Origin of the sequence: Meridianimarinicoccus roseus (assembly GCF_003172915.1) — a bacterium.
GTDB lineage: Bacteria > Pseudomonadota > Alphaproteobacteria > Rhodobacterales > Rhodobacteraceae > Meridianimarinicoccus > Meridianimarinicoccus roseus.
The window spans coordinates 1-19,297 of record NZ_QGKU01000039.1; the positions used below are offsets into that span (position 1 = coordinate 1).

General features: G+C 66.3%; 20 protein-coding genes. 9 read left to right on the forward strand and 11 right to left on the reverse strand.

Annotated features, from left to right (window positions below; genetic code table 11):
- Positions 1-364 (forward strand): cobalamin biosynthesis protein (locus tag DKT77_RS12790; RefSeq protein ID WP_238547666.1); only part of this gene is annotated, 364 nt, incomplete at its 5' end.
- 16 nt (positions 365-380) lie between these two features.
- Here the strand turns inward: DKT77_RS12790 and glmS are convergent.
- From glmS to regB, 5 genes are all read right to left on the reverse strand, one after another.
- Entirely contained in the window at positions 381-2,201 is a 1,821-nt protein-coding gene (gene glmS, locus DKT77_RS12795; RefSeq protein WP_109810047.1) for a glutamine--fructose-6-phosphate transaminase (isomerizing), read from the reverse strand.
- Between the two features lie 4 nt (positions 2,202-2,205).
- Positions 2,206-3,570 carry a bifunctional UDP-N-acetylglucosamine diphosphorylase/glucosamine-1-phosphate N-acetyltransferase GlmU gene (glmU, locus tag DKT77_RS12800; RefSeq protein WP_109812096.1) on the reverse strand — a complete coding sequence of 455 codons (1,365 nt, stop codon included), beginning with the start codon at positions 3,568-3,570 and terminating at the stop codon, positions 2,206-2,208.
- A 116-nt stretch (positions 3,571-3,686) separates the two neighbouring features.
- Complete coding sequence (locus DKT77_RS12805; protein WP_109812097.1) at positions 3,687-4,628, reverse strand: YihY/virulence factor BrkB family protein; 942 nt, start codon at positions 4,626-4,628, stop codon at positions 3,687-3,689.
- A gap of 74 nt (positions 4,629-4,702) precedes the next feature.
- Positions 4,703-6,397, reverse strand: coding sequence for a PAS-domain containing protein (locus tag DKT77_RS12810; RefSeq protein ID WP_109812098.1), 1,695 nt, complete (start codon positions 6,395-6,397; stop codon positions 4,703-4,705).
- Between the two features lie 87 nt (positions 6,398-6,484).
- Positions 6,485-7,879, reverse strand: coding sequence for a sensor histidine kinase RegB (gene regB, locus DKT77_RS12815; protein ID WP_109812099.1), 1,395 nt, complete (start codon positions 7,877-7,879; stop codon positions 6,485-6,487).
- Positions 7,880-8,013: 134 nt separating this feature from the next.
- On the opposite strand from regB, the gene DKT77_RS12820 reads away from it, so the two are divergent.
- Both DKT77_RS12820 and DKT77_RS12825 read left to right on the forward strand, forming a co-directional pair.
- The gene (locus tag DKT77_RS12820) at positions 8,014-8,631 is read left to right on the forward strand and encodes an SCO family protein (protein ID WP_109812100.1); all 618 of its coding nucleotides are present in this window, start codon (positions 8,014-8,016) and stop codon (positions 8,629-8,631) included.
- A gap of 69 nt (positions 8,632-8,700) precedes the next feature.
- The gene (locus tag DKT77_RS12825) at positions 8,701-9,255 is read left to right on the forward strand and encodes an ActR/PrrA/RegA family redox response regulator transcription factor (RefSeq protein ID WP_109812101.1); all 555 of its coding nucleotides are present in this window, start codon (positions 8,701-8,703) and stop codon (positions 9,253-9,255) included.
- A 4-nt stretch (positions 9,256-9,259) separates the two neighbouring features.
- Here DKT77_RS12825 and DKT77_RS12830 read toward each other — a convergent pair whose 3' ends face one another.
- The gene (locus tag DKT77_RS12830) at positions 9,260-10,138 is read right to left on the reverse strand and encodes a LysR family transcriptional regulator (RefSeq protein ID WP_109812102.1); all 879 of its coding nucleotides are present in this window, start codon (positions 10,136-10,138) and stop codon (positions 9,260-9,262) included.
- Positions 10,139-10,245: 107 nt separating this feature from the next.
- On the opposite strand from DKT77_RS12830, the gene DKT77_RS21025 reads away from it, so the two are divergent.
- Positions 10,246-10,404, forward strand: a complete 159-nt coding sequence (locus DKT77_RS21025) for a hypothetical protein (RefSeq protein ID WP_238547873.1) — start codon at positions 10,246-10,248, stop codon at positions 10,402-10,404.
- Here DKT77_RS21025 and DKT77_RS12835 read toward each other — a convergent pair.
- Both DKT77_RS12835 and DKT77_RS12840 read right to left on the reverse strand, forming a co-directional pair.
- Positions 10,387-10,983 carry an HD domain-containing protein gene (locus tag DKT77_RS12835; RefSeq protein WP_109812103.1) on the reverse strand — a complete coding sequence of 199 codons (597 nt, stop codon included), beginning with the start codon at positions 10,981-10,983 and terminating at the stop codon, positions 10,387-10,389. The genes DKT77_RS21025 and DKT77_RS12835 overlap by 18 nt on opposite strands.
- Positions 10,984-11,002: 19 nt before the next feature.
- Positions 11,003-12,226, reverse strand: a complete 1,224-nt coding sequence (locus tag DKT77_RS12840; protein ID WP_109812104.1) for an argininosuccinate synthase — start codon at positions 12,224-12,226, stop codon at positions 11,003-11,005.
- A 164-nt stretch (positions 12,227-12,390) separates the two neighbouring features.
- Between DKT77_RS12840 and DKT77_RS12845 the strand changes: the two genes are divergently transcribed.
- The 4 genes from DKT77_RS12845 (at position 12,391) to ilvA (ending at position 15,717) form a co-directional block, all read left to right on the forward strand.
- Entirely contained in the window at positions 12,391-12,831 is a 441-nt protein-coding gene (locus DKT77_RS12845; RefSeq protein WP_238547874.1) for an acyl-CoA thioesterase, read from the forward strand.
- A gap of 101 nt (positions 12,832-12,932) precedes the next feature.
- Entirely contained in the window at positions 12,933-13,865 is a 933-nt protein-coding gene (locus DKT77_RS12850; protein WP_109812106.1) for a hypothetical protein, read from the forward strand.
- Positions 13,866-13,941: 76 nt separating this feature from the next.
- The gene (locus tag DKT77_RS12855; protein WP_109812107.1) at positions 13,942-14,406 is read left to right on the forward strand and encodes a hypothetical protein; all 465 of its coding nucleotides are present in this window, start codon (positions 13,942-13,944) and stop codon (positions 14,404-14,406) included.
- Positions 14,407-14,469: 63 nt separating this feature from the next.
- Positions 14,470-15,717, forward strand: coding sequence for a threonine ammonia-lyase IlvA (gene ilvA, locus DKT77_RS12860; protein WP_109812108.1), 1,248 nt, complete (start codon positions 14,470-14,472; stop codon positions 15,715-15,717).
- Here the strand turns inward: ilvA and DKT77_RS12865 are convergent.
- Positions 15,714-16,043 carry an Hpt domain-containing protein gene (locus DKT77_RS12865; protein WP_109812109.1) on the reverse strand — a complete coding sequence of 110 codons (330 nt, stop codon included), beginning with the start codon at positions 16,041-16,043 and terminating at the stop codon, positions 15,714-15,716. The two genes, ilvA and DKT77_RS12865, sit on opposite strands and share 4 nt — an antisense overlap.
- Positions 16,044-16,198: 155 nt before the next feature.
- Here DKT77_RS12865 and DKT77_RS12870 point away from each other — a divergent pair, with 155 nt between their 5' ends.
- Positions 16,199-17,485: a PP2C family protein-serine/threonine phosphatase gene (locus tag DKT77_RS12870; RefSeq protein ID WP_109812110.1), complete on the forward strand. Its 1,287-nt coding sequence runs from the start codon at positions 16,199-16,201 to the stop codon at positions 17,483-17,485.
- 287 nt (positions 17,486-17,772) lie between these two features.
- On the opposite strand, the gene DKT77_RS12875 is transcribed toward DKT77_RS12870, so the two are convergent.
- Both DKT77_RS12875 and DKT77_RS12880 read right to left on the reverse strand, forming a co-directional pair.
- Positions 17,773-18,369 (reverse strand): cupin domain-containing protein, encoded by a 597-nt coding sequence (locus tag DKT77_RS12875; protein WP_109812111.1) that lies wholly within the window; start codon positions 18,367-18,369, stop codon positions 17,773-17,775.
- Positions 18,366-18,995, reverse strand: coding sequence for a VOC family protein (locus DKT77_RS12880; protein ID WP_109812112.1), 630 nt, complete (start codon positions 18,993-18,995; stop codon positions 18,366-18,368). The genes DKT77_RS12875 and DKT77_RS12880 overlap by 4 nt, the downstream gene beginning before the upstream one ends.
- Positions 18,996-19,297 lie beyond the last annotated feature (302 nt).

Below are 19,297 nucleotides of genomic sequence, written 5' to 3' on the forward strand. Positions count from 1 at the left end.
GTTCGGTTTTTTTGCTGCGCGTTTGGATGATGTTCTGAACTGGTTTCCTTCGCGTCTGAGTGCGCTGGTTCTGAGTGCGGGGTTCCGGCGCGGGCCCGACATGGCCGCGCTGCGGCGCGATGCCGGGCTGCACCGGTCGCCGAATGCCGGCTGGCCCGAGGCGGCGATGGCACAGGGGCTGGGCGTGGCGCTGTCGGGTCCGCGCAGCTATGACGGGCGGATGCGGGACTTTCCCTTCGTCTGGCCGCGGGGCGCGCGCAGCCCCGGCCCGGCCGAGATCGACCGCGCCGCCGACGCGCTGTGGCGGGGCTGGAAGGTGCTGGCCGCCGCCGTGCTGCTGCTGGCCGTGCCCGCTCTGTTCTGAGCGCGGCGCCGGCCGGTCACTCCACCGTGACGGATTTCGCGAGATTGCGGGGCTGGTCCACGTCCGTGCCCTTGGCCACCGCCGTGTGATAGGCCAGAAGCTGCACCGGCACGGCATAGGCGATGGGCGCGAAGACCGGGTCCACCTGCGGCATCCGCAGCCATTTCCAGACCCCGTCGCTGGCGCGTTCCAGCCCCGGCCCGTCCGAGACCAGCAGCACCTTGCCGCCGCGCGCCATCACCTCCTGCATGTTCGACACGGTCTTGTCGAACAGCCGGTCCATCGGTGCCAGCACCACGACCGGCACGTTGGGATCGATCAGCGCGATGGGGCCGTGCTTCAGCTCGCCGCTGGCATAGCCCTCGGCATGGATGTAGCTGATTTCCTTCAGCTTCAGCGCGCCTTCCAGCGCCATCGGGAACAGCGCGCCGCGCCCCAGGAACAGCACGTCCTGCGCTTCGGCAAGCTCGGCCGCGATGCCCGCGATGTCCGAGGCCAGCGACAGCGCCTGGTTGACCGCGCCCGGCACCGCGCGCAGCGCCGCCATCACCTGCGCCATCCGGTCCTCCGTCAGCGTGCCGCGATCGGCCGCCGCGCGCACCGCCATCGCCGCCAGAACGGTCAACTGGCAGGTGAACGCCTTGGTGGAGGCCACGCCGATCTCCACCCCCGCGCGGGTCGGCAGGACCACGTCGCTTTCCCGCGCGATGGAGCTTTCGGGCACGTTCACCACCGAGGCGACCTTCACCCCCTGCCCGGCGACATGGCGCAGCGCGGCCAGGGTGTCGGCCGTCTCGCCCGACTGGCTGACGAACACCGCGAGGCTGCCCTCGGGCATCGGCGGTTCGCGGTAGCGGAACTCGGACGCGATATCGACCTCGACCGGCAGGCGGGCCAGCTGCTCGAACCAGTATTTCGCGGTCAGGCAGGCGTAGTAGGCCGTCCCGCAGGCCACCATCGTGATGCGCGACACGGCGGAGAAATCCAGCCCCTCGGGCAGGGTCACGCCCGGCGTGCCCTCGCGCAGGTATTCGGCCAGCGTGTCCCCGATGGCCAGCGGCTGTTCGCCGATCTCCTTGGCCATGAAGTACTTGTGGCCACCCTTGTCCACGAAGCTGGTGTCGGGCGCGAGGGTGCGCATCTCGCGCGCCACCGGGGTTCCGGCGGTATCCGTGATCTCGACGCCGTCGCGCGTCAGCACGGCGAAATCCCCTTCCTCGAGATAGGTCAGCCGGTTGGTCAGCGGCGCCAGCGCGATCGCGTCCGAGCCGACGAACATCTCGCCCTCGCCATGCCCGATCGCCAGCGGCGAGCCGCGCCGCGCCGCGACGATCAGGTCGGGATGCCCGTCGAACAGGAAGCACAGCGCGAACGCCCCGTCGAGCCGGTCCACCGTGCGCCGCGCGGCGGCGACCGGATCGAGGCCCTGCGCCATGTGGTGCTGCGCCAGGAGCGCGACGGTTTCGGTGTCGGTGTCGGTGCTCGAGGTCAGGCCGACCGCCGCGAGTTCGGCCCGCAGGTCGCGGAAGTTCTCGATGATGCCGTTGTGCACGACCGCCACCGGCCCGGCCCGGTGCGGGTGCGCGTTGCCCACCGTGGGCGCGCCATGCGTCGCCCAGCGGGTGTGGCCGATGCCGATCTTGCCGGGCAGCGGATCGTGCACCAGAAGGTCCGACAGTTCGACCAGCTTGCCCGCGGCGCGGCGGCGGTCCAGCCGGCTGTCCTGCAGCGTGGCGATGCCCGCGCTGTCATAGCCGCGGTATTCCATGCGCCGCAGCGCCTCGACCAGCATGGGGGCGACTTCGTGCTGCCCCAGAACGCCCACGATTCCGCACATGTCCCTACTCCGCCTTGCGGGCCAGGCCCGCCTTGATTGCCAGCAGCCGCGCGCGCAGCTTCACCGCCAGGCCCGGCTTGTTCTGCTGGCGCGCCCGTGCCAGCGCCAGCGCCTCGGCCGGCACGTCCGCGGTGATGACCGACCCGGACGCGGTCATCGCCCGGTCGCCCACGCTGACCGGCGCGACCAGCATCGTGTTCGAGCCGATGAAGGCCTCCGTCCCGACCACGGTCCGGTGCTTGAGAACGCCGTCATAGTTGCAGGTGATCGTGCCCGCGCCGATATTCGTGCCCGCGCCGATCTCGGCATCGCCGACATAGGACAGGTGGTTGACCTTCACCCCGTCTCCCAGCGCGGCGTTCTTGGTTTCCACGAAATTGCCGATCCGCGCGCCCGCGCCCAGCCTCGTGCCGGGCCGCAGCCGGGCATAGGGGCCGGCCACCGCGCCCGCGCCCACCTGTGCCCCTTCGAGATGCGAGAACGCCCGGATGCGCGCGCCCTCCGCCACCCGCACGCCGGGCCCGAACACCACGTTGGGTTCCACCACCACGTCGCGGCCGAACACGGTATCGGCGGCAAGGAACACGGTGTCCGGCGCGACCAGCGTGACGCCCGCCGCCATCACCTCGGCCCGGCGCCGGGCCTGGAACACCGCCTCGGCCCCGGCCAGTTCGGCGCGGGTGTTGATGCCCAGCGTCTCGGCCTCGTCGCAGGTGACCGCGCCGCAGCGCAGGCCGCGCGCATTGGCGATCTGCACGATGTCGGTCAGGTAGTACTCGCCCGCCGCGTTGTCGTTGCCGACCGCCGCCACCAGGTCGAACAGCGTGGCGGCGCGCGCCATGACGACGCCCGAATTGCACAGCCGCACGGCGCGCTCCGTCTCGGTCGCGTCCTTGAATTCCACGATCCGGTCCAGCCGGTCGCCATCGGTGATCAGGCGACCGTAGCGGCCCGGCTCCCGCGCCTCGAACCCCAGCACGACCACGTCGTTTCCGGCCGCGCGCGCCTCGGCCATGCGGCGCAGGGTCTGCGGGGCGATGAAGGGGGTGTCGCCGTACAGCACGACCGCGTCGCCGCCGAAATCCGCGAGCGCCGGACGGGCCTGCGCGACGGCATGGCCGGTCCCGAGTTGCCGGTCCTGGCGCACCGTGACCGCGCCCGGCGCGATGGCGCCGACCGCCGCTTCGACCCGCGCCGCGCCGTGGCCCGTCACCACGACCACCCGCTCGGGATCAAGCGCCGCCCCGGCACCAAGCGCATGCGCCAGAAGCGGCTGCGCCCCAACCTCGTGCAGAACCTTCGGAAGACCCGACAACATCCGGCTCCCCTGCCCCGCAGCAAGAACGATCAATGCCGTCCCTAGTGTCATGTCCTGCCTGCCCCGGTAACTTTCCGAGCGTTCTAAGCAGGTGGCTGCGCGGCGCAAGGGCCGGCGGGGTCACGTTGTCTTACCGATCGTTTCAGCCAGGTTGCCTGAAGGCCGGGTCAGAGGCCGGTGGACGCCGCCGCCACCGACGCCGCGTCGCGCAACCCGCTACCGCTGCCCGCCGCCGTATCCCCCGACACCGCCCCGGTCGCGGTTTCGCCTGCGGCTTCGGCCTGGCGGGTGCGGAACAGCTCGGCGTTCAGAGTGGCGCCCAACAGCACGACGAAGATCGTGATGTAGAGGAACATCAGGAGTGCGATGACCGCCCCGATGGACCCGTAGATCTGGTTGTAGTTGCCGAAATTCGCCAGGTAGTAGGTGAAGGCCCACGACCCGGCCGCCCAGACCAGCACTGTCAGCACCGCACCGGGATTGAGCCAGCGCACCTTCGCGCCGGCGCAGTTGGGCGCGAACCGGTAGAGAACCCAGATACCCGACAGCACGACCGCCAGCGCGATCAGCCAGCGCGCCACTTCCAGCGCGAAGCCGGTATAGGGCCCCAGCGGCAGGAACGCGACCACGACGGGCAGCACCAGCATGGTCAGGATCGCCACCGTCACAACCAGGATCAGCGCGAGTGTGATCATCACCGCGACGCCCGCTGCCCGCACCCCGCCCCGGATCGGCGCATCATAGACCGTGTTCACCGCCTTTATGACCGCATCCGTGCCGCGCCTGGCCGACCACAGCGCCGCAAGCGTGGAGATCGCAGTTGCCCAGCCAAGGGTGGAACTGTTGGTCCGCACCAGCCGCGTCACCTGGGTTTCAATCAGCGCGAATGCATCGGGCGGCATGAAGTCCTGCAGCAGGATCAACCCTTCCTGAACGGTTTCGGGCCGCGCGAGAAACCCCAGCAGCGCGATCACCGCCGCAAGGCCCGGAAACAGCGAGAGCATCGCAAAGAACGCCCCCCCCGCCGCCACAAGCGATAGGTTAGCCCGATCGATCCGGCGTTTCATGCCGAGGGCGTGCTGGAATGTCGTCTTCAAGTGCTGCTTCATGCGGCGTGCCCGATCGCTTCATCTTCACAGCACGTTAACGGGATTTGTCCGCGAGTGCGAGGGCGGCGTCCGGATCAGGACGCAATGGCGCGCCGACGAGGCGGGTTCGGCGCATCTTCCGGGCAGGCCTTGCCGCTTTGCGTTGCACCCACGCCCGGCTCTGCAGATACGTCAGTGGCTTCGTCGATGGTGCGCGGCGCAACCTGTGCGGCTCCACGGGAAAAAGTGACCATCGTGGCCCCACCCGCGATTCTGCGCACATCACAGACCAGCGGCGTTCCGTCCAGAAGCTCGAGCGGTTCGGACCATCCCATACGGTCAGAGGCGCGCAGCACCCGCGCACGGATGGCCGCCCAGTCGGGGCCCGGCTTGGAGCGCGCCTCCCAATGGCCGGTGGCAGCGGTGATCCCGGTTTCGGTGGCGAAAGCCGAGTGGGGCAGATCCCAAAGCGCCGCATAGGCACGGTTGGCAAGCGTGAGAGTTCCGGTGGGCGAGAAGGCGGCGATCGGCATTTCCAGGGTGTCCACCACGGACTGGCTGAGTTCGATCTCGGACCTGTAGGTCCGCGTCATCGACACCTCCGATGAAATGTCCTCGAACAGGTAGGCGACCGCACCGTCAGGATGCGGCCGCCCACTGACGCGGAAGGTCTGGCCATTCGACAGGTACCAGGTTTCCTCGAACGTGCCGTCGGCGGCTCCGGCCTCAAGCTGGGCAATCTGCATCCGCCAGCTTTTGTAGTCCTTCGGTTCGGGGATCTTCTGGGCATCTCGCAGCGCATCGAGAAAGGCATGCAGCGTCGGTCGCGCGCTCAGATGCTCCGCAGGCAGGCCGGTCAGATCGACCAACGCCGGGTTGAACAGCGCCAGACGTCGCTTCTGATCGAAGATGGCAAGACCGATGCGCAGATGCGCGAAAGTCTTGGTCAGGGTTTGCATGAATTCCGTCAGCGCGTTCTCGGCGCGCACCAGCTTGTCGATGGGCAGCGCGAAATACAGCGTCTCGATCTCGCCCGGCAACGCGATCAGGTCGAACCACAGCGCGCCCCGGCGGCCGTGCTCCACGGCGACGCTGACCCGCTGCTGCGGCACCGACGCTTCGGCGTCTGCGGGAACCGAGGCGACATGCGAGAACACGTCCGGCGGCGGCCAGCCGATCAGCGACTCCGCGCCGGCGATGGAACTGGCGAGGCTCATGTAGGTGCCGTTTGCCCAGATGATCGTGCCATCATTGCGCCGCTTCCACGTCGGGATCGGCGAGCGTTCGGCGATCGACCGCAAGGTGAACAGCTCCGCCCGCAAGGCGGCAAGGCTGTAATGCGCAACCATCTCCGACCGGCTGTCGCGCAGCGGGTCGGTCACGGCAATACGGATATGTCCTGCCCGGTTCTCGGCGATCAGGCGAAGGCTGTCCGGATCGTCCGGCATTTCGGCAATCTCGAAACGGTCGCCCGTCGCGAAACCCTCCAGCCGCTCCGCCAGTCCTTCGAACCGCTGGCAGAATGCGATAACCAGCCGCGCCAAGTCATCCGCATGGGCCGGATCACGCGGCAACTGGTTGCGCGCCGCCGGGGTCGCGTCGATCAGGGTACCTCCGTTGAACAGGAAGACGACATCCTCGTCGCGCTGCTCGGACAAGGCGGCACCAGGCTGGCCGTGCCGCACCGCCGGGCGGCGCATCAGCACCAGCATGGCGATGGCGGTCACGAGGCTGCTGATCGCGCCCGCCGCGACGGCTGCCCAAATCCCCAGCAATCCGAACTGGTCCAAGGTAAACTCCGCTATTGCCCCGGCCCGTTGTCACCCATTTGGATTAACACTTGATTAAACCATGTGAACAACCCGTGAACCTCACTGTCAGGGCAGGATCGGCTGGTTCAGCCCCAAGGCCCCGATCTTGCCGTCCCGCGCCGTGGAAATGCGCTCTCGCGGCCACGTGACCTGGACCACCGCGCCGGATCGCACCGGCTCTTCCTCGCTCGTCAGGAAAGGATCGCTTCCGTTGGAAAAACGCACCGACGCACCCGACCGCTCCAGCAGCGTCTTGGCGATGAACAGTCCCAGCCCCATGCCTTCGTATTCCGGCCGCTTCGCCTTTTCCTCGTCCGAACGGCGACGCCGCAGGAAAGGGTCGCCCAGCCGCCCGATCACCTGCGGCGGATACCCGGGCCCGTCATCGCTGATCGTGATCAAGATCGAGGCCGCGTTCCACGATGCGTCGATCCAGACATTGCCACCCGCGAAATCCACGGCGTTCTGAACCAGATTGCGCAGCCCGTGGATCACCTCGGGCTGACGCTTGATCAACGGCTGCTCCGTCTCTCCGTCGGCATCGGGTGCCACAAGATAATGGATGTCCTTGCCCCGCAGCGTGTGCGGTTCGGCCGCCTCGCGGATCACCGTGTCGAGCGGCGCGTGCTGCATGTGCTTGTCGTCCTTGCCGACCCGCCCCATGGACCGAAGGATGTCTCGGCATCGGTCCGCCTGGTCGCGGATCAGGCAGGCGTCCTCGCGCTGGTCAGGGTCCTCCAGTTCGCTCGCCAGTTCCGAACTGACCAGTTTGATCGTCGCCAGCGGCGTACCAAGCTCATGCGCCGCCGCCGCGACCACTCCGCCCAGATCGGTCAGCTTCTGCTCGCGTACCAGTGCCATCTGCGTGGCCAGCAGGGCATCCGACATGGAATGGATCTCGATACTGATGCGCCGTGCATAGCCCGCGATGAACCCCAGCCCGATCACGATCGCAATCCAGAACCCGAACAGGAAGTCATGCGGCATCTGCATGATGAACCCCTCGCGGGTGCGCAATGGAACGTGGAAAAGCGCAACCGCGGTCAGCAGCACGAACGCCGCCCCGCCCAGAAGGATCGTCGATTTCAGCCGCAGCACCGAAGCCGAGATCGTGACAGGAGCCAGCACCAGAAGGGCGAACGGGTTGTTCAGCCCGCCGGTCAGATAGAGAAGGAAACACAGTTGCGCGATGTCGAACAGCAGCATCGACACCACTTCAGCCTCGTTCAGCCGCTTGTTCTCGGGAAAGGCGAAGATCGCGATCAGGTTCGCCGCGACCGCCGCCGTCACAGCCAGGAAGCAGAACCCGAGCGGCAGGCTGAGCGAGAACGCGCTTTGCGCCACAGTGATCGCGACGACCTGTCCGCAGATCGCGATCCAGCGCAGCACGATCAGCGTGCGCAGCCGGATCCAGTGGCTGCGCGAGGCGGTCTTGAACATGTCCATGCCGGTTTCGGCCATCTCGTCTGCACCTCTGTTCTGGCCGGCGTCGGCGCAGCCCGCTGCCGTGGCATCACCGCCAATTGATTGATACGCCGCCGGGGCATAGATGCAACCTGCCAAAGTCAAAGCCCGACAGACCCGAAGGTGCCCACATGATCCGTTTCCTTGCCATTCTCGCCGCCGTGACCGCCGCCGTTCTGCTGGGCATCGGCCTTGCCATTTCCATGCGCGGTCCGCAGCAGGACGCCTTCGCGCAGTGTCGCGCGGGGCAGGTGGCGGGCGGCGACATCGGTGGCCCGTTCGAACTGGTCAACGCGGAGGGAGAGACGGTGACGGATGCCGACGTGATTACCGAACCGTCACTGGTTTATTTCGGCTATACCTTCTGCCCGGACGTTTGCCCGCTCGACGTGGCCCGCAACGCGGTCGCGGTGGACATCCTCGAAGAGATGGGTGTGTCGGCCACCCCGGTCTTCATCTCGATCGATCCGAACCGAGACACACCCGAGGTGGTTGGCCAGTTCGCGGGCAACATGCACGAGAAGATGATCGGGCTGACCGGCAGCGACGAACAGGTGCGCGCCGCCAGCCAGGCGTATCGGACGTTCTACAGCATCGCGGGCGATCCGGAGGACCCCTATTACCTCGTGGATCACTCCACGATGACCTACCTCGTGCTGCCCGAACACGGCTTCGTCGACTTCTTCCGGCGCGACGCCGATGCCGACCAGATCGCCGAGACCGTGGCCTGCTACGCTCAAAACATGTAGGCGCAAGTGACAAATTGACGGCTCACTGAACTGTCGCTAATCCTTCCTGAACGGGGACGAGGGAGTGGCATGGCGGAACAAGCACTTAGAGAAATCGGTGAAGACAATTCACTTCTTCTCGTGGACGATGACGAACCGTTCCTGCGGCGGTTGACGAAGGCGATGGAGAAGCGCGGCTTCGCCCCTGAAATGGCTGGCTCGGTCGCGGCGGGCAAGGCGATCGCCACGGCGCGCCCCCCGGCATACGCGGTGATCGACCTGCGGCTGGAAGACGGCAACGGGCTCGACGTGGTGGAAGTGCTGCGCGAGAAGCGGCCCGATGCTCGCGTCGTCGTGCTGACCGGCTACGGGGCCATCGCAACGGCGGTCGCCGCAGTCAAGATCGGCGCAACGGACTACCTGTCCAAGCCGGCCGACGCGAACGACATCACCTCGGCGCTGCTCGCGTCAGATGACGAACTGCCGCCGCCGCCGGACAACCCGATGTCGGCCGATCGCGTGCGGTGGGAGCATATCCAGCGGGTCTACGAATTGTGCGACCGCAACGTCAGCGAAACCGCGCGGCGCCTGAACATGCACCGACGCACGCTTCAGCGGATCCTCGCCAAGCGCAGTCCACGCTGAGCGGTCAGTCGGTGCCCTGGCGCGACAGCCATTGCACAAGTGTCCTGACCCGCGCTCCCATCAGCGGCGCGGGGGTCAGAACGTAATAGGCAAGGCGGCCGCTTTCGCCTTCCAGAAGCGACATCATCCGCCCCTCGGCAAGATCGCGGTCCACGATGCTTTTCAATTGCACCGATAGCCCGTAGCCCGCGCGCACGGCGGCATGAACAAGCGTTGTGGTCGGCATCTCGGTCACGCGCATCGCGGCCGTGTCCAGCCCGAGTGACCGGCCCCAGACAAGTTGTTCGTTCGACGCTGCGGTAAATACCCATTTCTGCGCCGAAAGGTCGCCCAGTTCATGAAGGTGCCGCGCGGACCCGGCATAGTCCGGCCCGGCGACCACCACGAAGGGCGATGCCAGCACCGCCTGGACATGGGTGCCCGCCCAGTCGCCCTGCCCGAACCGGATCGCCACGTCGAACCCCTCCCGGCGCAGGTCCACCACACCCGGCGAGGGCAGCAGCGCCAGCTCGATCTCGGGATGCTCGCGCCAGAAGCCGCCCAGCCGGGGCATCAGCCAGATCTCTGCAAAGCTGGGCGTTAGGCTGATCCGGAGCGGCTGGGCGGCCTTGTCCTGCCGCAACTCGCGCACCGCGCCAGCGATGGTGGCAAACCCGTCCCCAAGCCCGGTTGCCAGCCGCAGACCGGCATCGGTCAGCCCCATGCCCTGCCCCTGCCGCTGCACCAGCGCCGCGCCGAATTCCGCTTCCAGCGCACGGACATGCTGCGCGATGGCGGCATGGGTCACGTTCAACTCGCGCGCGGCTCCGGAAAATGAGGCGTGCCGGGCCGTTGCCTCGAAGGCGCGCAGAGCGGAAAGCGAAGGGATGTCGCGCCAGTCCATCAGGCCATCTTGTAACGTGAACTTACATTTATGAAATTATCGGAACTTCGGGAAAGGCGCAATTGCGAATAGTTTCCGACTATAGCGACACCCGAAGGAGAAGCACGATGTTAGGAATAATCGCAAGAAGCCTGAACACCGCCGCGCGCGGTTCAGCGTCTGTTCGCACGCAGGCACAGGACCGTGCCGCACTGGAGATGGAGGCCCGGCGCCACACGCTGTTCCTTGGCCGTCCCGTCCTGCCCCGGTCAGAACGCCGCGAGTAATGACGCGTGCCGCGCGGTGAAAGCCGCGCGGCTTTCCAGCGGCGGGCGCAGCTGCACCGACAGCCCCTCCATCAGGGCATCAGGTGGGCGGCGGAAATGCCTTGCCGCCTCGGTTTCGGAGAAGCCGGCGATGCGGGTCGCCTCCATCCAGGCGGAGACGCGGTCGGCGCGCTTGATTTGTTTCCTTACGCTGTCGGGAAGGATCGCGGGCAGCCCGAAACGGGTGTGGATCGCTGCGGACAGCCGCGATTCCAGCGCTCCGTAGCCCGGCCCTACGGCTGCCTTCACGGGCGAGATCATGTCCCCGATCACGTATTCCGGCGCGTCGTGCAGCAACGCGGCCAGTCGCCATTTCGCATTCGATTTCGGAGCGATGCGGCAGAAGATCTGTTCCACCAGAAGCGAATGTTCCGCCACCGAGTAAGGGTAGTCGCCGATGGTCTGCCCATTCCAGCGCGCGACGAAGGCAAGCCCGTGCGCGATGTCGGACACTTCGACATCGACCGGGGTAGGGTCCAGCAGGTCCAGCCTGCGGCCCGACAGCATCCGCTGCCAGGCGCGCGCGGCGGGTTTCGCCATCGGCCCCGGCCCCCTCCGGTCAGCCCAGGCGGCGGTTGCGGTTCGCCAGCAGGCGCAGGCGCAGCGCATTCAGCTTGATGAAGCCTGCCGCGTCCTTCTGGTCATAGGCACCGGCGTCATCTTCGAAGGTGACATGCGCCTCGGAATAGAGCGAATGGTCGGACCAGCGCCCCACTGTCCGCGCCAGACCCTTGTAAAGCTTGAGCCTTACGGTGCCAGTCACATGCGCCTGACTGTGGTCGATGGCGGCCTGCAGCATCTCCCGTTCGGGACTGAACCAGAACCCGTTGTAGATCAGTTCGGCGTAGCGGGGCATCAGGTCATCCTTGAGATGCGCCGCGCCGCGGTCGAGCGTGATCTGTTCGATGCCGCGATGCGCCTCCAGCAGCAGGGTGCCGCCGGGCGTTTCATAGATTCCTCGGGATTTCATGCCGACGAAACGACCCTCCACAAGATCGAGACGACCGCAGCCATGGCGACCGCCGATCTCGTTCAGCTTCGTGAGCAGTTCGGCGGGGCTCATCGCGACGCCGTCGATGGCGACCGCATCACCTTTTTCAAACGTGATTTCAACGTATTCCGGGGCATCCGGCGCATCCTCGGGATTGACCGTGCGCTGATACACATAGGCCGGGGCGTCCTCGGCCGGGTTTTCCAGAACCTTGCCTTCGGAGGAAGTGTGCAGCAGGTTCGCATCGACCGAGAACGGCGCCTCACCACGCTTGTCCTTGGCAATTGGGATCTGATTATTCTCTGCGAATTCAAGGAGTTTGCTGCGGCTGGACAGGTTCCATTCGCGCCACGGGGCGATCACCCGGATGTCGGGGTTCAGGGCATAGGCCGACAGCTCGAACCGGACCTGATCGTTGCCCTTGCCGGTCGCGCCGTGCGCCACGGCATCGGCACCGGTTTCGGCCGCGATCTCGATCAGGCGCTTGGAGATCAGCGGCCGCGCGATGGAAGTGCCGAGCAGGTAGAGCCCTTCATAGACCGCGTTGGCACGGAACATCGGGAACACGAAATCGCGCACGAATTCCTCGCGCACATCTTCGATATAGATATTTTCCGGTTTTATTCCAAGAAGTTCCGCCTTCTTGCGCGCCGGTTCCAGTTCCTCGCCCTGGCCAAGATCCGCGGTGAAGGTCACGACCTCGCAGCCGTATTCCGTTTGCAGCCACTTGAGGATGATGGAGGTGTCGAGACCGCCGGAATAGGCCAGCACGACTTTCTTGGGATGGGACATTGGGCAACTCCGAAGCCGGGATTGCGCGCGGTTTACCCGTGATCCGGTGGCGGGGCAAGGCGAGCCGAAACGGCGAAACAGGAGGTATGACTCGCATATGAATTGCGTATGACTCCCATATGACCCGGAAATGCCGCCATGGCACGAAAGCAAGGAAGCCGCCCATGACAGACTCGACCCGGATGGAACTGCTGCGCGGCGTGATCCACCCCTGGCACCACGACCATTTCGGCCATATGAACGTGCGCCACTACGCGCCGTTCTTCGACGATGCGTGTTACCACCTGTGGGCCGCGCTCGGGATCGCCTACGAGTCGATGATGGCAGAGCATGGGGTGCATTGCGTGACCGCGCAGGCCAGCACCGGTTTCGTGAAGGAACTGGTGGCGGGCGACCTGATCGTGATCGACGGCGCGGTGACGCGGGTCGGCGGCAAGAGCGCGTCGTTCCACCTGCGGATGCTGCATGCCGAAACGGGCGCCCTGCACGCGACCTGCGACGTGGTGGAGGTGTTCTTCGACCCGAAAACACGCAAGGCGGCGGCGATGCCCGACGCGGTGCGCGCAGTGCTGGAGGCGCGGTCGATCACGGAGGACACGCCATAGTGCGCCAGCGCACGGAAATGTCGGCCGCGCGGCGCGATTTATCTTTGTGAACAGGGCAGCCATGCTAGGCTGCCCCTGCGTCAGAACAGGGATAGCCGCCTATGAGCACCACGTCCGACTTCTTCGCCGACCCGCTGGGGTTCGCCCAGATCTATTCCATCTGCCCGGTGAACAACATCGCGGGATACAAGGGAAAGCTCGCGACCGATCTCGACACCAGCGGTTATAGCGGCGTCGGGCCAGACCCGGCCGTGCCGATAACGTCGATCAAATACTCGCGGGTCATGCAGTCCAAGAAGGTTGGCTATGTGGAACTGTTCAAGGATGAACGCGCGCAGTTGACCGATGGCAATCTGGAAGGCGTGGACGTGACACGGATGCGTGCAGGCTTCGCGCCGTTCGGTGAGGCGGAGCCTGTCTATTTCCTGCCCTGGGACGAGGCCGGAGCGATCGTGAAGCTGCATATTCCGCCCAAGGGCACGCACAACCCGGACCCGGACATCTTCTTCACCGCGGCGATCAACGGATGCAGCGTGTTCGTGCAAGGCACCCCGGACGACCCCACCGTCTATCACGCGGGTGGCAGCACGAACCGATCCGACAAGAACGATGCCGCCCGTTTCTGGCGGGTGGCATTGCGCAACCACATCCGCAATTCGGCGACGGCGCAGGCGCGCGGCCAGATCAGCGGCGAGATCAACAAGACCCACTATGTCACGACGCCGGGTACAAGTAACGACTCGAGTACCCCTACAGCCGAAAAGTACGAGAAGCTCCTCAAGGACAAGCTGAACAAGCAGGGATCGTTTGAGGTGCGCGAGGTCAGCCCGTGGGGCTGCGTCTTCGGCATCCGCACCGGCGACGACTGGGCGTTCTATCTTCAGGAAAACGCGACGGTGATCTGCAATTACGTCAGGCCAGCGGGCGTTCGCACCGTGTGCTACGCGCGTCCGATGAAGATCAACCAGATCTTCCCCGGCGGCTCTTCGCAGATTTCGGCGATGAACCACATCGTGCCGATCAGCGTGACCTGAGGCGCGAAGCCGGGCACGCGACAAACGAGGCATGGCGCCGCAAGGTGCGCCCTAGACGGAAGATGGAAAGTCAAGGATGCAGTACACGAACCTGACCGCGGGCAACCGAGCACGCATTACGTACCTGGACGGGTTGACCGGCACGCAGCGAAAGGCAGCATCACGGAAGTACGACGTGAACGGCCAGCGGAAGCCGAAGCAGCACGTGACCGACCCTGGCACGGGAAAGCCGCGCGCGCAGAACGTATCGGTCTGGGAGTTCGAGAGCGCGCAGGACACCCCCAACCGTACCCGCTATCGCCTGATCCGGCGCAGCAAGCTGGGCGCGACGACTTGGTACTGGGCCGAACATCTGCCCGGCAACACCTTCCGGTACATCGAGATTACGGGGTATCCGCCGATCATCCCGGCCGTGCTTCCGCCGGCCGCCCCGGCCCCGGTTCCGGCCGCCCCCGTCGTCCCGCCGGCCCCTCTTCAACTGGAGGCCGAGGAGTCCGACAGCGAGGAAGAGGTTATCCCCGAAAGTTGGGAAGACCTCTAGGCCGGCCGCCGCCCGGTGACCGCCGCCCTTGCCAAGGGCGGGCGTCTCGCCCACTAATCGCGCATGACCAGCTTTGCCGATGCCGCCCTTGCCGCGACCGCCCGGATGCGCGCGGTGTTCCCGCCCACGCCCTGCGCGCGCAACGATTTCCTGTCGGAGAAGTTCGGCGCGGAGATCTGGCTCAAGCGCGAGGACCTGTCTCCGGTCCGCTCCTACAAGATCCGGGGCGCGTTCAACGCGATGCGCAAGGTGCGCGCGGCCGACCCCGATCAGGTCCAGTTCGTCTGTGCGAGTGCCGGCAACCACGCGCAGGGGGTTGCCTATGCCTGCCGCCATTTCGGGGTGCGCGGCACGATCTTCATGCCGATCACCACGCCGCAGCAGAAGATCCACAAGACCCGGACCTTCGGCGGTGACGCGATCGAAGTGCGGCTGACGGGCGACTATTTCGACGAAACGCTGGCCGCCGCGCAGGGCTATTGCGCCGAGGTGGGCGGGCATTTCCTGGCCCCGTTCGACGACGACGACGTGATCGAGGGGCAGGCGTCGGTGTCGGTGGAATTGCTGGACCAGTTGGGGCGCGCGCCCGACATGGTGATCCTGCCGGTGGGCGGGGGCGGGCTGTCGGCGGGCGCGCGGCGTTACCTTTCCGAAGTTGCGCCCGAAGTGGCCTTGCGGCTGGTTGAGCCGGAGGGCGGCGCGAGCCTGACCGCGGCGCTGCGCGCGGGCGCGCCCGAGACGCTGGCGCGGGTGGACAATTTCGTGGACGGCGCATCGGTGGCGCGGATCGGCGCGCGGACCTTCGCCGCACTGGTCGGGACCGATCCGCATCACGTGCTGGTCGCGCCCGAGGACCGGATCTGCGTCACGCTTCTGGAGATGCTCAACATCGAGGGCATCGTGCTGGAACCCGCGGGCGCGCTGGCGGTGGACGTGCTGCCCGCGCTGGCGGGCGAGATCGCGGGCAAGACGGTGGTCTGCGTCACCTCGGGCGGGAATTTCGACTTCGAGCGTCTGCCGGAGGTGAAGGAACGGGCGCAACGCTATTCGGGGCTGAAGAAGTACTTCATCCTGCGCCTGCCGCAACGCCCCGGCGCGCTGCGCGATTTCCTCGAGATGCTGGGGCCGAAGGACGACATCGCGCGGTTCGAGTATCTGAAGAAATCGGCGCGCAACTTCGGGTCGGTGCTGATCGGGATCGAGACCGACGATGCATCGAATTTTCAGCATCTTTTCGGGCGGCTGGATGCGCGCGGCTTCGTCTATCAGGACATCACGCACAACCCCACGCTGGCCGAATTCCTCGTCTAGCCGGTCATCGCGCGGGGCGTATCGGCCAGCAATTCGCGGCGCGAGCTTGCATAGGCCTCCAGCAGCGCGTGAAGGTCCACCGCGCCTGCCCCCGCGCCGCGCAACGCGCTTTCGGCGGCGGCACAGGCGGCGGCCAGTTCATCGAACCCCAGGTTCAGCGCCGCGCCCTTCATGAAATGCAGATCGCCCCCCAGCGTGGCCGGGTCCACGCGCGCGGCAAGACGGCCCGCCATGCAATCGGTTTCCTCGAGAAACAGCGCGACCACCTCGTCGAAGGCATCGTCCCCGACTTCCGATCGCAATTCGTGTACCCTGTCCCAGTTCATGTCACCTCTTCCTTCGCCATTTCCGGCGAGCCTCGGGGATCAGCTAGCAGCCCCGGATTAAGCTTCGATTAGCAAATACAAGGCGATTTTAGCTTTCACCGCGCATTAACCGCGGCGTGCCACTGCTGAACCCTGTAGCTTGGGAACGACAGGACATGCAGAGCATCGCAAAACCGGCCGCGCCGCCCCCTTCCACGCGCACGGCCCCGCTGGACCAGCGCATCCTGGTGGTGGACGACAGCCGTGCCCAGCGCATGGTGCTGGCCGCCACGTTGCGGCGCAGCGGCTATGACGTGATGGAGGCCGACTGTGCGGAGGTGGCGCTGGAACTGGCGCAGGCGCACGATCTGCGGCTGGTCCTGAGCGACTGGATGATGCCGGGCATGAGCGGGCCGGAGCTGTGCCGCGCGCTGCGGGCCCGCGAGGGTGGCGACTATGTCTATTTCATCCTGCTGACATCGAAGAACGAACAGGCTGAGATCACCGAAGGGCTGGAGATGGGGGCCGATGACTTCCTGACCAAGCCCGTCAGCGGCGAGGAGCTGCGCGCCCGCCTGAAGGCCGGCAAGCGCATCCTCGACATGCAGGCCGAACTGACTGCCAAGAACCGGCTGGTGGAGGACACGCTGACGGAGTTGCAGCGCCTTTACGACCTGGTGGACAGCGACCTGCGCGAGGCGCGCAAACTTCAGGACGCGCTGGTGCGGGACCGTTTCCACGACTTCGGCACAGGTCAGGTGTCGCTGCTGCTGCGGTCCAGCGGGCATGTGGGTGGCGATCTGGTCGGCTTCTTCCGCGCAAGCCAGACGCAGGTCGCGCTCTATTCCATCGACGTGTCGGGGCACGGCATCACATCCGCGCTGATGACGGCGCGGCTGGCCGGGCACCTGAACACGGCCTCGCCGGAATACAACATCGCGCTGCGCCACACCGCGGCGGAGTTTTATCGTGTGCTGCCCACCGATGTCGTTGTCACCCGGTTCAACGAGTTGATGACGAGCGTGATCGAGACGGAGCACTATTTCACCATCGCCTTCGCGATCGTGGACCTGACCAGCGGCGAGGTGCAACTGACGCAGGCCGGCCATCCGCACCCCGCAGTGCAGCGGCTTGGCGGCGCGGTGGAATTCCATGGCGATGGCGGCTTGCCGGTGGGGCTGATCGACGGCGCGCGCTACGAGCGGGTGAAGCTGCGGCTGGATCCCGGTGACCGGCTGCTGCTGTGCTCTGACGGTCTGACCGAATGTCCCGCACCGTCAGGCGCGCTGCTGGACGAGGACGGGCTGGCCGCGATGATGCAGCGGCACCGGGATACGCGGGGCCCGGCGCTGCTGGAAGCAATGGTCTGGGACCTCACCGACTTCCACGGCAGCGACGGGTTTCCCGACGATCTGTCGGCAGTGCTGTTCGAGTATGGTGGCCCGCCCAGCGCCGAGCTTTGACACGGGAGGAATCGGACAACCGGGATGCAGCAATAGCGGGGGGGGCCGGACGGCCGCTGCGCCTGGCCCATGGGGCTGCCGCAGCGGCACGGGTCGGCCAAGCCCCTCGCATCGCTGCGAGCGGGCGCCGTGGCAAGGTACCGGCAAGACCCGGCCTTTGCCGGCCACTTGTGAGAATGGCGCCTGTCGCAGCGGGTTTACAGGACACAGCGCACACCGCCCGGCATACCGGTGCGACGGCGGCTTTGGTCAGCGCGCAGGGGCGCAATGCTTCGGGCCGCGGCGGATCAGGCCAGGCCGAAGAAGGGCGCCGCGCGGACAGGCAGGCGCGCAAGATCCACCTTCACGCCATACTCGGCCGCCGTCTCGGCAAGCAGGCGCATCCGCGCAGCCGCATCACCCGAACTGTCCGAGCGCGCCCACCGGGCAGCAGCGTCGAAGAAATGCTCGTACCGGGTATGCTGCGAGAGGAGCACGAGGCACCGCACCGGTACGTCGCCCTCGTTCCAATTGGCATGCCACTCACCGCGGGGCAGCAACACCGTGTCACCCGGCCCGGCCGCCTCCACCCTCTCGCCCAGCAGGAAATGCACGGTTCCGTCAAGAACGTGGCAGACTTCGTCCTCGTTGTCGTGGCGATGGGGAGGGGCAGCGCCCGACCGGGGCGGAATCACGACATGAAACAGCGACATGTTCGCCGGGAGCGCGTCACCGCCAAAGATCTGCCGCAAGCCAAGGGGCGGAAAGGCGATCTCGCGCTGGGCGGCGACCGGGACGATCCGCGGAGGCGGAAGCTTCGGTTGCGCATCCGCGCTGCCGGACCGGTCCGACACCAGCCGCAGCCTGCCTGAATTCGGGCTTTGTTCCTTGCGGCGCCGGTTCATCGTGTCGCCGGACCCAACCCGGCAACACGCGCTTCAAGGCGGTCGTTCCATAGCGCGGCAGGCAATTCTGTCCATTGCGCGGAGAGCCGGTTGACCGCGGCGGTTACATGAGCCGGTTCGATGCTGCGCGCGCCTTCGGATGCACGGACATGATGCGCAGCGATCATCACGTCCGCCACGGTGTAGCCATCGGGAACCGCGAAACTGTAGCGGGCCAGTTCGATCAGCATTCCAAGCGGATCCTCGAAATAGATCGACTCGGTGAAGCCGCGATGCCTGCGCCCGGAATGGGCGATGCCGCGCTCATCGAGCCGCGCCTCGATTTTCGCCAAGCTTTCCGCGCTGACCGACAAGGCAATGTGGTGCACGGCCCCGGTTTCGGTAGAGGTTCGCGCGCTGTTGCGTTCGCGATCCTCGTTGGCGAAAATCGTGATCATCCGACTATCGCCCGGATCGAAATGCAGATGCGATTCGGCGGGGTTGTCTTCATTCGGCTCTTCGTGGACGAGGGGCATCCCCAGCAAACCGCTCCAGAAATCGATGGACACGTCGCGCCCGGCGCCGACCAGGGTCAGATGATGCAGCCCTTGTGTCCAAAGCGCTTCGCTGGTTGCATGTAACGCCATGAGCTTGCTCGCTTTTTCAATGTTCTCGATCTGCTTTTATGCAAGACGCATTGCTTGGGGAAATGTTCATAGGCGCACGCGCGCCGTTCTTCGGGATGGGCCGATTGCGCGATAGTCCACTGGAAGTCACGAAGGACGCCCCCAAGTACCAAATGTATTGGCCCAAGATTTTCGCGGCCCGGCGGCTGCGACGGGCTTGGGGTGCGGTGGGTAAGGCACGGTCATGGTTCGGGGCCCCGGCATGGGGACGGGCGCCGACCGGACGCTTGGTGCGCGCTTGGCGGGCGGGGCGGGCCTGTGCA

Bases quoted from the DNA above. Each gene is read 5' to 3' on its own strand.
- glmS (WP_109810047.1), bottom strand. From the start codon at position 2,201: ATGTGCGGAATCGTGGGCGTTCTGGGGCAGCACGAAGTCGCCCCCATG.
- glmU (WP_109812096.1), bottom strand. From the start codon at position 3,570: ATGACACTAGGGACGGCATTGATCGTTCTTGCTGCGGGGCAGGGGAGC.
- DKT77_RS12805 (WP_109812097.1), bottom strand. From the start codon at position 4,628: ATGAAGCAGCACTTGAAGACGACATTCCAGCACGCCCTCGGCATGAAA.
- regB (WP_109812099.1), bottom strand. From the start codon at position 7,879: ATGGCCGAAACCGGCATGGACATGTTCAAGACCGCCTCGCGCAGCCAC.
- DKT77_RS12820 (WP_109812100.1), top strand. From the start codon at position 8,014: ATGATCCGTTTCCTTGCCATTCTCGCCGCCGTGACCGCCGCCGTTCTG.
- DKT77_RS12825 (WP_109812101.1), top strand. From the start codon at position 8,701: ATGGCGGAACAAGCACTTAGAGAAATCGGTGAAGACAATTCACTTCTT.
- DKT77_RS12830 (WP_109812102.1), bottom strand. From the start codon at position 10,138: ATGGACTGGCGCGACATCCCTTCGCTTTCCGCTCTGCGCGCCTTCGAG.
- DKT77_RS21025 (WP_238547873.1), top strand. From the start codon at position 10,246: ATGTTAGGAATAATCGCAAGAAGCCTGAACACCGCCGCGCGCGGTTCA.
- DKT77_RS12835 (WP_109812103.1), bottom strand. From the start codon at position 10,983: ATGGCGAAACCCGCCGCGCGCGCCTGGCAGCGGATGCTGTCGGGCCGC.
- DKT77_RS12840 (WP_109812104.1), bottom strand. From the start codon at position 12,226: ATGTCCCATCCCAAGAAAGTCGTGCTGGCCTATTCCGGCGGTCTCGAC.
- DKT77_RS12845 (WP_238547874.1), top strand. From the start codon at position 12,391: ATGACAGACTCGACCCGGATGGAACTGCTGCGCGGCGTGATCCACCCC.
- DKT77_RS12850 (WP_109812106.1), top strand. From the start codon at position 12,933: ATGAGCACCACGTCCGACTTCTTCGCCGACCCGCTGGGGTTCGCCCAG.
- DKT77_RS12855 (WP_109812107.1), top strand. From the start codon at position 13,942: ATGCAGTACACGAACCTGACCGCGGGCAACCGAGCACGCATTACGTAC.
- ilvA (WP_109812108.1), top strand. From the start codon at position 14,470: ATGACCAGCTTTGCCGATGCCGCCCTTGCCGCGACCGCCCGGATGCGC.
- DKT77_RS12865 (WP_109812109.1), bottom strand. From the start codon at position 16,043: ATGAACTGGGACAGGGTACACGAATTGCGATCGGAAGTCGGGGACGAT.
- DKT77_RS12870 (WP_109812110.1), top strand. From the start codon at position 16,199: ATGCAGAGCATCGCAAAACCGGCCGCGCCGCCCCCTTCCACGCGCACG.
- DKT77_RS12875 (WP_109812111.1), bottom strand. From the start codon at position 18,369: ATGAACCGGCGCCGCAAGGAACAAAGCCCGAATTCAGGCAGGCTGCGG.
- DKT77_RS12880 (WP_109812112.1), bottom strand. From the start codon at position 18,995: ATGGCGTTACATGCAACCAGCGAAGCGCTTTGGACACAAGGGCTGCAT.